Genomic DNA, 12,256 nt, shown 5'->3' on the forward strand with positions numbered 1-12,256 from the left:
TAGATGGAAATTTTTCGACAAAATTTTATTTATTCCATTTTTATTTCTACAAATCAAAATTAAATTTTTATTTAGAATGATTTTCCCATTAAAATTATAGACTTGATAATTTTTTCAAAATGAGTATCGGAAAAATTCGTTCAGCACAGTACAGGATGGCTGTAATAAAAATATATGATTAATTTAGGAAGATTTTCACAGGTACAACTGTGGGAATGCTTGAATAAATCCATGTAAATTAACCTATGTATTATGAAAAAAGATTGTTACCCAATTTTGGATAGCAGGCGCCTGATTGCTTTTATGGCGGCCATGCTATTGACTTTCGTTTCCTATGCCCAGAGCACCGTTTCCGGTGTGGTGCGCTCTGAGGGAGACAATGAAACATTACCGGGAGTTTCCGTCCTGGTAAAAGGAACCACCCGCGGGACGGTTACCGACCTGGACGGTAGGTTTCAGGTAGAAGCGGCTGCCGGTGAAATACTGTCCGTAAGCTATATCGGATATACTACACAGGAAATTCCAGTACAGGGAGGCCAGACGGAATACGAAATCGTACTGGCTTCCTCCATGAGTGACCTGACAGAAGTAGTGGTAGTAGGTTACGGTAGCCAGTTAAAAAAGGAAATCACTGGTTCGGTACAAACCGTCCAGGGAGATGACCTGATGGACATCCCGGTTCCACAGATGGCCCAAAAACTACAAGGGCAGCTTGCCGGTGTGCAGATCAACCAAACAACTGGAAAACCCGGTCAGGGAATGAATGTTCGGATACGTGGACAGTTATCTGTTTCCGCAGGAAGTTCCCCCCTATATGTAGTGGATGGATTCCCTATCACGGGAGATATATCCACCCTGAATCCGGATGAGATTCAGGATATCACCATCCTCAAAGATGCTGCATCTACTTCTTTATATGGATCAAGAGCGGCTAATGGTGTAGTACTTATCACGACCAAAAGAGGCAAGGCCGGACAATCGACCGTTTCTTTGAATGTGTATAAGGGTTTGCAAAATGTGCCGCATTATAACCGTCTTGAAATGATGGATGCGGTGGAATTTGCTCAGTTTAAAAAGGAATACTTTGAAGATGCAGGAAGATCCGTTCCTGACATGTTTCAGAATCCCTCGCAATACGAAGGTCAAACTCAGGATTGGTACGATGCCTTGCTTCAGACCGCTCCTATTTCCAACTATAACCTGACCATTAATTCCAACACAGAAAAAATGAGAACATCTGTGGTAGCTGGTTACTTTGATCAGGAGGGTGTGGTCTTGAATACTGACTATGAGCGGTTTTCTTTGCGTATCAATTCCGATTATACAGCATCTGATAAGTTAACGCTAGGATTTAACCTGGCGCCAACCTATGTTCAGGATAACACTCCCAGGACAGATGGTTCCAGAGGTACCGGGATACTGTTCAATGCGCTGCATACCTGGCCTAACATGCCCATTTACGATGATGAGGGTGAGTTGACCTATTTCAACCGATTCCCAGGTGAAACTGGAAATATTTTCGCTTATCCAAATTACGTGCGTTCTGCGCTTGAAATTACCAATGAAACCAAGCAGACCAATCTGCTTTCCAATGCCTATGTGCAATACCAGCCAATAGAGGGTCTTGAAATCAAATCAACATTTAATGCGGAAATCAGGAATAGTAAGTATTTCTATTTCAACCCTTCTACTGCTACTCCAGGTATGAACCAGGCCATTCCTACTGTAGCATCATCGGTTAGGGACAACCGGGAAGTTTTCAGCTGGTTGAATGAAAATACCATCACTTATACCAAATCCATTAACGACCATAATTTCCAGTTGTTGGGAGGTTTTACCAACCAGAAATTCCGTTTGGACCGTACGCAGGTAGCCGCCAATACTTATGCGGATGACCGGCTGCCTACTGTTCAGGGAGCCATCAACATCAACAGGGGAAGTACCATTTCCGATGTTCAGGAGTGGGCATTGACTTCTTTCCTTAGCCGATTGACATACAATTATCAGGGTAAATACCTGGTGACTGCGGCCATCAGGGCGGATGGTTCTTCCCGATTCGGTTCAGAGAACCGCTGGGGTGTATTCCCTTCTGTTTCTGCCGGCTGGGTAATGTCTGATGAAGGTTTTTTAAATACCAGCGATAAGGTTTCTTTCATGAAATTGAGAGGTAGCTATGGGGTAACCGGAAACAACAATATCGGTAACTATACCCAATATGCCTTGGTAAACAATACCGTTAACCACGTTTTCAATAATTCGGTGGTTCCGGGTGCTGCGATTACCTCGCTGCAAAACCCATTCCTTGGATGGGAGACCACCCAGCAGTTTGACATTGGATTAGACCTGGGATTATTGGACGATCGCATCCAGTTTGTTTATGATTTCTATACCAAAAACACCACCAACCTGTTGTACAATGTGCAGATTCCACAGGAAGCTGGGTTTGGCAGCTTTACCGACAACATTGGAGAAATCAAGTTCTGGGGCCATGAATTTGCCATAACTTCCCGAAATACCCAGGGAAAACTGTTATGGACGACCAATGCCAACATATCGTTTAACCGTAACCAGGTAATGGATCTTGCCGAAGGTATTGACCGTGTATATGGTCAATTTCATATCACACAGGTAGGGCAACCATTCGGACAGTTCTACGGATTGAGGAAGCTGGGAAATTACATGAACGAAGAGGATCTGAATAACTCTCCTCAAGTTCCCGGAAGGTCCACAGTGGGTTCCATCAAATTGGAAGATGTCAACGGAGATGGTATCATTACCATTGGTGGTGACAACGATGACCGTACCATTATTGGAAATCCGTTCCCGGATTTTACTTATGGTATCACCAATAATTTCAAATATGGAAAGTGGGACCTGAATATCATTGGCTCCGGATCCCATGGAAATCAGTTGTACATGAGACATCTTTTCAGTACGGCGAACCTGGACGGTGTATTTAACATGGTTCGTAAGGCCAATGACAGATTCCGTTCTCCTGAAAATCCGGGTGAAGGAATATTCGGAACCACAGTAGGTGGAGGAAACGTGACCGGTATCGAGCGGGACTGGGCAAATAGCAACTTCGTCTGGGATGCTTCATTCTTTAGCATCAAAAACATCACCCTGGGTTACAATGCCGGTCCCATAGCCAATGTGGTAAAATCAGCCAGGTTCTATGCATCTGTTCAGAATGTGTATATTTTCACGAATTATTGGGGTGGGCCCAATCCCGAAGTAAGTCAGCAGGACAATGGACAAGGTGACGGTGGTAACTTAAGTCCCGGAATAGACCTTACAGGCTACCCCGTTCCACGCACGTTCACCGTAGGCGCTAATTTTACGTTCTAATGAACCTTTTCATCTAAAATTGACTGGAAAATGAAAAAAATATATATCATCATAGCACTCTTGGGAATTACGCTGTCAAGCTGCGAAGAATTCCTGACCATAGCTCCTGAAACTGCATTGAGTTCTGCCACCTTCTATCAGACGGAGACAGATTTTGAGCAAGCGGTGAATGCAGCCTATGCCCCCATGCGGACCATTGCCAACGACCGGTCCTGGTTATTGTGTGAGATGCGTTCAGACAATACCATCTATGCACGGAACATTAACTTTGGCGCTACGGAACAGCAGGAAGACCTTTCGGATCATGCACTGCCTGAAGCTCAGGGGATCACGTCCAATGTGCATGTACTGAATCAATACCGTCAGGACTACCTGATCATTGCGAGAACCAATCAGATATTGTCCCAGATAGACGATGTGGAGTTTAATCAGACAGCTAAAGATAACCTGAAAGGTCAGGCGTTATTCCTACGCGGTTATGCCTATTATGAATTGGCCCGATACTTCGGTAGTGTTCCCCTGCACCTGACTCCGGTGACTACCCGGGAGGAAGCAGCTTTGCCTTTGACACCAGAAGCCGAAATTTATACCCAGCTGATCGGTGACATTCAGTCTGCGGTTAATTTATTGCCTGTTAGGTCTCAGCAAGCCGTGGGCAGGGCATCCAAGGGAGCTGCTCAGATGCTATTGGCGGATGTGTTTATTACCCAGAAGCGATGGGCAGAAGCAGAAACCTTGCTGAAGGCGATTGAGAGCAGTGGAGAATATGAATTGATAGAAAACTACGAAGATGTGTTTTCAGAAAGCGTGGGCAATAAGAACAATGCAGAATCTTTGTTCGAAGTGCAGTACCTTGAAGGACCTGAAGGTTTGAACAGCAGTTTTCTATATAGCTTTATGCCACGACCTATTTCTCCTCAGGAGTTATCTCCCATCACCGGCACCTCCAATGCACAGCCTTTGGATGGAGAGGGTAATAACATTCCTACTCCTGATATCATCGCAGCCTATGAGGAAGGTGATTTAAGAAAGGATGCTTCCATTGATTATGTGGAAATTGCAGGTAGTGACCGGGATGACAAAGTGTATCCTTATATTAAAAAATATGCCAAGCACCATGATTTGCATGGCAATCACGGAATTAACTGGCCCATTTATCGTTATGCGGAAGTATTGCTTTTCCTGGCAGAAGCGCTAAATGAGCAGGGTAAGACCGAAGAGGCTGCCGGATACTTGAATCAGATACGAAACCGTGCCGGATTGGCAGATACCAATGCATCTGGTCAGGCCGATATGAGAGAAGCCATCTTCAAGGAGAGAAGGGTGGAACTGGCCTTTGAAAACAAAAGGTGGTTTGACATCACCCGTGCCGACAGGGTACAGGAAATCATTGGCGATTTCGGACAAAGGGCTTTGGCCAATCCTCTGGATTATTACTATCCTGACGGAGCAACTTTCCGGTCCAATGCTTTTACCAATATCACCAAATATTATGCGCTACCTGCTGCAGAAGCGGAGATTACACCTCATTTCTGATCTCCATGGTAACATGACAATAACGGTATAACCCAGCCTTTAAGATACAGCGGAGAGCATACAGGCTTTCCGCTGTTTTTGGTTAATTATGACCAAAGGTATAATTTTCCTATTACTGGCTTTAATTAACGGGGTATTTGGGTTAATTTTAAGCAGGTTTCTTTACAATTACTTGAATAAAGAATTGCCAATTAATGATAAACATATGTATAATAAAAATTCAATGAAAAACTGGCTGATGGCTGCCCTTATCCTGCTGATTGCAGGAGCTTGTGGGGATGGGGGCAGTGGTGAGCAAAAGGATGTACACCCCAAGGTAGCCAAATTAAAATTGCCGTCTGGTTTTGAGGCGGAGCACCTGTACAGCCCCGGGGCCAACGAGCAGGGATCCTGGGTCGGTATGACTTTTGATGATAAGGACAGGTTGTTAACCGTAGATCAATACGGTGCCATTTATCGGCTTGAGGTTCCAGCCATTGGTTCTGATTCCCTGAGCCCAAAGGTGGAAAAACTCATTATCGGAGAAAATGGAGACGATAAGATAGGTATGGGCTATGCCCAGGCCCTTTTATATGCGTTTAATAGCCTTTACGTGATGGTGAATCACCGGGCAAACGATGAATTCGATAAAAATACGGGCATCTACAGGCTTCAGGATACCAACGGAGACGATCAGTATGATCAGATCACTACCCTGAGGGAATTCACTGGTAGCCCTGGAGAACACGGGCCCCACAGCATGGTGGTTTCTCCTGATGGACAATCCATTTATATCGTGGTAGGAAACCACATTGACGTACCGGAAATGGATCATTACCGTATACCCAGAGTCTGGGCGGATGATAACCTGATCCCGGAAATCAAAGATCCCAGAGGGCATGCGAATAACAGAGGTGCTCCGGGAGGATGGGTAGCTAAAATTGACCCTGAAGGGAAAGAATGGGAGCTGATCAGTGTGGGTTACCGAAATCCATTTGATATCGCATTCAATGAAGTTGGAGATCTTTTTACCTATGATTCCGATATGGAATGGGATTTTGGTATGCCCTGGTACCGACCTACCCGTATCAACCATGTAACCAGCGGAAGTGAATACGGATGGAGAACAGGAAACAAGAAGTGGTCTCCCGACTATACAGACAACCTCCCTGCCATCCTTAACATTGGCCAGGGCTCTCCTACCAATGTGTTTTATGGTACCAATGCCAAATTTCCAGCGGACTACAGAAATGCGCTGTACGCCTTTGACTGGAGTTTTGGGATCATGTACAAAATCAACCTGGAGCCTGAAGGAGGCTCTTATAAAGCTACCGGAGAAGAGTTTATTTCAGGATCACCCCTGCCCCTTACTGATGGGGTAATTGGGCCTGATGGGGCTTTGTATTTTATGACCGGAGGGAGACGACTGGAGTCTGACCTGTACCGGGTTCATTATACAGGCGATTTAAGTGGGGATGATAATGGAGGGCTTACAGAAGCCGATTTGCCGGAAGAACATCAGATCCGCAGAAGCCTGGAGGCATACCATGATGGACCCCAGGCAGGTGCGGTAGATTTTGCCTGGCCTTACCTGAAGCATGCAGACAGGTTTGTTCAGTATGCGGCCAGGATTGCTGTAGAGCATCAGCCTATTTCAGAATGGCAAAGCAAAGCCCTCAATGAAAAGGATCCAAGAACACTGACTCAAGCCATGATTGCCATGGCAAGGCACGGAAATGCCTCTCAAAGAAATGCCATGATACAGGCCCTGATGGGGATAGACTATGCGGCCCTTAATGAAGAAGATCAGTTAAATCTTTCCAGAGCCATCGAGGTAGTGATAGACCGGCATGGCAACCCTACGGGTGCTGTAAGAAATCAGCTGATCAGCTATCTGGATGAGCATTTTCCTGCTGAGAGTAACAGCCTGAACCGGGTACTTGGTAAGGTAATGGTTGCCCTGGAGGCTCCATCCGCCGTACCACAGTTGCTAAGTCTGCTTGAAAGTGCAGAGGACGATCCGAATTTCCAGAAAACACTAACGGCTTCTTCCGATTTGATCATGAGAAACCCGCAATACGGATTGGATATTGCCAATATGTTGGCCAATGTTCCTCCAGCGCAGCAAACCTATTACGCCACGGTATTGGGTGGTGCCAAGGCCGGTTGGGATGAGGAGTCTTACGAAAAATATTTCAACTGGACCCACAATGCTTTTCAATACAAGGGAGGAAGAAGTTATGTAGGCTTTATCGACCGGGCGAGGAAAATGGCCCTGAGTACTGTTCCCCAAAGCGAATTTGACCGATATGATGAACTTTCCGGTGGCAAGCTGTTGACCGGATCGGGCAATGATATTGCCGCTTCGGAAATACAGCCTGAAGGCCCCGGAAGACGATGGACGATGGATGAGGCCACACCACTGGTGGAGGACCTGGAAAACCGGGACCTGGAAAAAGGAAAGGCCATGTACGCCGCAGCACTTTGTAGTTCCTGCCATGCCATAGGCGGAGAAGGTGGTGCCGTAGGTCCGGACCTGACCCAGTTGGGCAACAGGTTTACTCCTAAAGATATTCTGGAGGCTACCCTTGACCCAAGTGCGGTGATCTCGGATCAATACGCAGCCATGGTTTTCGTTATGGGAGATAAATCTTCTGTAGTGGGCAGGTTGATCAGGGAAGATGATGATACTTATTATGTGTCTCAAAATCCTTTCGCACCTGAAGTGATCAAAGAAGTTTCTAAAGATGAGGTGACCAGTATCAAAGAATCTGATGTATCTGTCATGATGCCTGGTTTGGTTAACCGATTGAATGAAGAGGAGCTAAAAGATCTGATGGCTTACCTGGTCTCCGGAGGCAATCCAAACCATGAAGTTTACCAATAGCATCTCACAATAACTTAAAATTTCAGGCCAGGCAGCATTTGTTTGGCCTGAAAAATTTAAACCTAAACCAGTACCCAATGAAGAAATTTTCACAAGTAGCCTTGCTGGCTGCGATTTCCACGTTTGCATTTGCCTGTGGTTCAGGACAGCAAAATGATACCGAAACTGAAAGTGTGGCAGAGGCCATACAAGTTCAGGACGACAATGACGGATTTGTACAGATTTTTGACGGAAGCAGCTTAAATGGCTGGGATGGTGACCCGACCTATTGGCGGGTGGAAGATGGAACCCTGGTGGGAGAAATTACTGAAGAGACCACCCTGGATAGGAACCACTTTATCATCTGGCAAGGTGGACAGCCGGCTGATTTCGAATTCAAGGCAGAATTTAAAATAACGGAAGCAGGAAATTCGGGGGTGAATTACCGCAGTGAGCCGGTAGAGGGCCTGGCCCATGCATTGAAAGGCTACCAGGCGGATATTGATGGCCAAAACAATTATACCGGGCAAAACTATGAAGAAAGAAAAAGGACTACCCTGGCCTATATCGGACAAAAAACCAAAATCAATCCCCAGGAAAAGGAGGGGGACCTGAGAGCCAATGTTGAAAGAAATGCCTGGCTTGGGCTGGAAGTAGTTGAGGAACTTGGAGATCGGGAAGAGATGAAAAAGGAGGTCAAATCCAATGACTGGAATGAAATCCATATCATCGCCAGGGGTAACAGGCTGCAGCATTTTATCAACGGTACCCTGATGAGTGACGTTACGGATGAAGATCCGGCCAACCGGACCATGGAGGGATACCTGGGCATGCAGGTACATGTAGGTCCGCCCATGCAGGTTGCCTACAAAAACATCTATTTAAAGGAACTTTGATCATTTACTGCGATTTTTATGACCATTTTTTCGGGGGCAAACCCGAAAGAACAGGATGGTTGGAAAAGTTAGAATAATTAAATTGAATCCATTATTCATATTTTATGGGTGAAGGCAACAAACCATGGGAAGGAAAAGTAGGTAATGCCCAACAAATAGGAGGCATTGAAACGGCTGTTTTAGATAATGGCTCAGGTAAAGGTGTACGCATTGCCTGGATTGATACCGGAGCAGGCTTGCGATACAAGCTGGTACTTGACCGTGCCATGGATGTTGCTTCGGCATCCTTTGGGGCTCATGCCTTGTCATGGATCAGCCAGGTAGGTATTACTCCCCCTTCTCCGTTCACATCCGAAGGCTTGGATTGGTTGCGTACTTTTGGCGGCGGACTGGTCACCACCTGTGGCTTGAGTCACGTAGGCGGTCCGGAGGAGGATGAGCAGGGAAAACGAGGCCTGCATGGCAGTATTTCCAATCTTCCCGCTGAAATTTGTTCTGTCAAGCAGCCGGATTTAGGCAATGGAGATTTGGACATGCACATTAGCGGTATTATCAGGGAAAGCAGCGTGTTTGGCCCTCATCTGGTATTGAAAAGGACCATTTCCGGAACCCTGGGGAAACCTTATCTTAAAATCAGGGATGAGGTCACCAATGACTCCAATCTGGCGGCTCCTCACATGTTGTTGTACCATGTTAATTTTGGCTGGCCGCTGATTGACGAGGGAAGCCAGATCATTTGGAGTGGGAAATGGGAATCCAGGGATGGGGATCTGGAAAATCGGATATTTAATGAAAAGAATGACTTTAAATCCTGCCCTCCTCCCCTAAAGGCCCATGCAGGTTTTGGAGAGGATGTAGCCTTCATTCAACCGGAGCCGGAATCCGACGGCTTGTGCCGGGCAGGAATATATAATCCTGACCTGGGATTTGCCCTTCGGATGAGTTTCAGCAAAAATCAATTGCCCTGGTTGATCAATTGGCAACACTGGGGCGAAAATGAATATGTGACAGCCCTGGAGCCGGGAACGCATCCACCTATTGGTCAGCAGCAGGCCAGGAAGGATGGTAGCCTGATCATGCTCAAACCCGGAGAAAAGCGTCAATATGAGCTGCAATTCGATATCATAACGGGTCAAAACGACATTGCATCATTTGTAAATCATAATCAATAAGCAACAACAATAAATCTAATTAGAACCTATGAGTTTGGCAAAAAAAGCATTAGAAGAGGGACAGGGCATTTTACGTTTGGCTCCTACCTGGGTACCCAGGTCTTTTTGCGTTCCCGGAAGAAGGATAAAACTGCATCCGGATGATTATTATGTACTTGGAGGAGAAAGAGGCGGTATAGATGAGCGTTGGCTTTCTTCCACTACACCGGCTGAAAATGGCCCCCTTACCGGAAAGCATGAAGGCCTGAGCAAGGTCGTAGTCGGCGCAGCGGGTAAGGAAGAGCAGCTCCTTTTGAAAGATGTCATTGATGAATTACAAGGGGAAATTATTGGAGACCGGATCTGGGGAGAGCACCAAAGTTGGCCCATGTATTCCAAATTTTTTGACAATATGGGTCCTTTGCCTCATCACATCCATCACAATGATGAACATGCGGCTAAAATTGGCATGAAAGGAAAGCCGGAAGCCTACTATTTCCCACCGCAGTTAAATAACCACGGAGGTGATTTTCCTTATACATTCTTCGGTATTGCCCCAGGTACTACCAGGGAGCAAATCAAGGAATGCCTGATGAATTTCAACAAAGGGGACAACAAAATAACCAGTTTCTCCCAGGCCTTTAAACTGGATCCGGGTACGGGTTGGGATGTGCCTCCGGGCATGCTGCATGCGCCTGGTAGCATGTGTACCTATGAGCCCCAAAAGGCTTCCGATGTATTTGCCATGTACCAATCATTGGTCAACGAAGCCATTATTCCGGAGGAGCTCCTATGGAAGGGAACTCCGAAAGACCGGATGGGTGATTTTGACCAGCTGATGGAAGTCATTGACTGGGATTTGAATGTGGATCCAAATATCCTGGAGACCAGATTCATGGCTCCTGTTCCTGTGAAAGATACCACTGCGATGGAAGCAGAAGGATTTATTGAAAACTGGATATGCTATCGGTCCGATGCTTTCAGTGCCAAAGAGCTGACGGTCATGCCCGGACAAACGGTTACGATTAAGGACAATGCGGCTTATGGCATGATCATGATGCAAGGTCATGGGACCATGGGTGTTTGGGATGTAGAGACCCCTGCCCTCATCCGATATGGACAATTGACCCATGACGAGTACTTTGTTACTGAAAAGGCGGCCAGAGAGGGAGTAAAAATCAGCAATCACTCTAAAACAGATCCGATTGTGATGCTCAAACATTTTGGTCCAGGAAATCCAGACCTTAAACTATAAGTATATCCTTATATATAGCGGCAGAATCCTGTTTTATACTGGGATTCTTTCAGTTATTTATTAAATTGAAGGGGATTTTTGGAGGAAGATCTCCGGTAAAGAGCTGGAGACTCCTCTCAAACAGAGTTTTATTTTAATTTCAATCAATTATTCATAGTAAAAAAAATAATATTATGTCCCAAAATAATTTTCCAAAGTTACATAATGCCACCTGGCCTGGAATCGTAGGAAAGGGGCCCGATTCGGAACCCATCATTTCTTTTGATGAGATGTTGGAAAACACCGCCAAAGCGGAAGTTGACGGAGTAAAGTTTGATGGAGTGGACATAGGTCTTTTTGATCCGCATATCGATCTGGAAATGGGCGATGATGGGGTGAAAAAGCTTGTTGACAAGGTATCTTCCTACAATCTTGAAATCGGCTCGGTAGTGGCTCCTATCTGGGGAGGTCCCATATTGGGTTCAAAAGAAGACCGGGCTACCTACCTGGATTTACTGGAGAAATCCTGTAAACTGGCTTCAAAGCTCCGGGAAGCAGGAATCCGACCGAATGGAATTGTCCGGGTGGATACGGCCAGTAGTCCCGAACAATGGGCAAAGGATCCCAAAGGCAGTCAGAAGATCATCGTGGAGACCTTTAAAGAGGCTTGCAAAATTGCCGAGAATTACGGCGAAAAGTTGGCGGCTGAAGGAGAGATTTGCTGGGGAGGCATGCACAGCTGGAAAACCATGCTGGAAACCCTGGAATCCGTAGACAGTCCATACCTGGGCTTCCAGGCGGATATGGCCCACACCCTCTTATATACCCTGGGTTATAACTACCCAGAACACAGGATTTTGCCTGAGGGCTACGATTGGAAGGATAAATCCGTATGGAAAGCGGCATTGAAGGAAATGACCGATGCCTTGCGCCCCTGGACCATAGACTTTCATGTGGCTCAGAATGATGCCACTGTTTTTGGTTCCGGATCTCATGACAAAACAGGCCGGCATTGTCTGGCCAATGACCCCAATGGGAAATTGGACATTGCTGAAGATGCGGGATACTGGCTGAGGGATGAAAAAGGTGAACTCACCAAAGCCTTTAACCATATCTGCTGGGACGGTTGTATGTTTCCCAATGCGGTGATGAGTAAGCAGGACACCTGGAATAACATTCTGGCTGCACTGATTCAGGTTCGCAACGCACACGGCTGGAAGGCTTGATCTAGATTTTCCGGATGAAT

7 protein-coding genes are annotated in these 12,256 nt (G+C 46.2%); all 7 read left to right on the forward strand.

Annotation, left to right across the window (positions count from 1 at the left end; translation table 11 throughout):
• The first annotated feature begins 252 nt into the window (after positions 1-252).
• The 7 genes from GL182_RS00575 to GL182_RS00605 all read left to right on the forward strand — a co-directional run bounded on the left by GL182_RS00575 (position 253) and on the right by GL182_RS00605 (position 12,236).
• Positions 253-3,348: a SusC/RagA family TonB-linked outer membrane protein gene (locus GL182_RS00575; RefSeq protein WP_163377629.1), complete on the forward strand. Its 3,096-nt coding sequence runs from the start codon at positions 253-255 to the stop codon at positions 3,346-3,348.
• Positions 3,349-3,378: 30 nt separating this feature from the next.
• Complete coding sequence (locus GL182_RS00580) at positions 3,379-4,884, forward strand: RagB/SusD family nutrient uptake outer membrane protein (RefSeq protein ID WP_163377630.1); 1,506 nt, start codon at positions 3,379-3,381, stop codon at positions 4,882-4,884.
• A gap of 205 nt (positions 4,885-5,089) precedes the next feature.
• On the forward strand, positions 5,090-7,750 hold the full coding sequence (locus tag GL182_RS00585) for a c-type cytochrome (RefSeq protein WP_163377631.1): 2,661 nt from the start codon (positions 5,090-5,092) through the stop codon (positions 7,748-7,750).
• 77 nt (positions 7,751-7,827) lie between these two features.
• Complete coding sequence (locus tag GL182_RS00590; RefSeq protein ID WP_163377632.1) at positions 7,828-8,625, forward strand: DUF1080 domain-containing protein; 798 nt, start codon at positions 7,828-7,830, stop codon at positions 8,623-8,625.
• Positions 8,626-8,729: 104 nt separating this feature from the next.
• Complete coding sequence (locus GL182_RS00595) at positions 8,730-9,797, forward strand: aldose 1-epimerase family protein (RefSeq protein WP_163377633.1); 1,068 nt, start codon at positions 8,730-8,732, stop codon at positions 9,795-9,797.
• A 28-nt stretch (positions 9,798-9,825) separates the two neighbouring features.
• On the forward strand, positions 9,826-11,031 hold the full coding sequence (locus GL182_RS00600; RefSeq protein WP_163377634.1) for a hypothetical protein: 1,206 nt from the start codon (positions 9,826-9,828) through the stop codon (positions 11,029-11,031).
• A gap of 173 nt (positions 11,032-11,204) precedes the next feature.
• The gene (locus GL182_RS00605; RefSeq protein WP_163377635.1) at positions 11,205-12,236 is read left to right on the forward strand and encodes a sugar phosphate isomerase/epimerase family protein; all 1,032 of its coding nucleotides are present in this window, start codon (positions 11,205-11,207) and stop codon (positions 12,234-12,236) included.
• Positions 12,237-12,256 lie beyond the last annotated feature (20 nt).

This window comes from Cyclobacterium sp. SYSU L10401 (genome assembly GCF_010993705.1).
In the GTDB taxonomy this organism is placed as follows: Bacteria; Bacteroidota; Bacteroidia; order Cytophagales; family Cyclobacteriaceae; genus Cyclobacterium.

What these genes read in the sequence shown, in the direction of transcription:
- GL182_RS00605 (WP_163377635.1), top strand. Translation starts at nt 11,205, where the DNA reads ATGTCCCAAAATAATTTTCCAAAGTTACATAATGCCACCTGGCCTGGA.
- GL182_RS00590 (WP_163377632.1), top strand. Translation starts at nt 7,828, where the DNA reads ATGAAGAAATTTTCACAAGTAGCCTTGCTGGCTGCGATTTCCACGTTT.
- GL182_RS00595 (WP_163377633.1), top strand. Translation starts at nt 8,730, where the DNA reads ATGGGTGAAGGCAACAAACCATGGGAAGGAAAAGTAGGTAATGCCCAA.
- GL182_RS00580 (WP_163377630.1), top strand. Translation starts at nt 3,379, where the DNA reads ATGAAAAAAATATATATCATCATAGCACTCTTGGGAATTACGCTGTCA.
- GL182_RS00600 (WP_163377634.1), top strand. Translation starts at nt 9,826, where the DNA reads ATGAGTTTGGCAAAAAAAGCATTAGAAGAGGGACAGGGCATTTTACGT.
- GL182_RS00575 (WP_163377629.1), top strand. Translation starts at nt 253, where the DNA reads ATGAAAAAAGATTGTTACCCAATTTTGGATAGCAGGCGCCTGATTGCT.
- GL182_RS00585 (WP_163377631.1), top strand. Translation starts at nt 5,090, where the DNA reads ATGTATAATAAAAATTCAATGAAAAACTGGCTGATGGCTGCCCTTATC.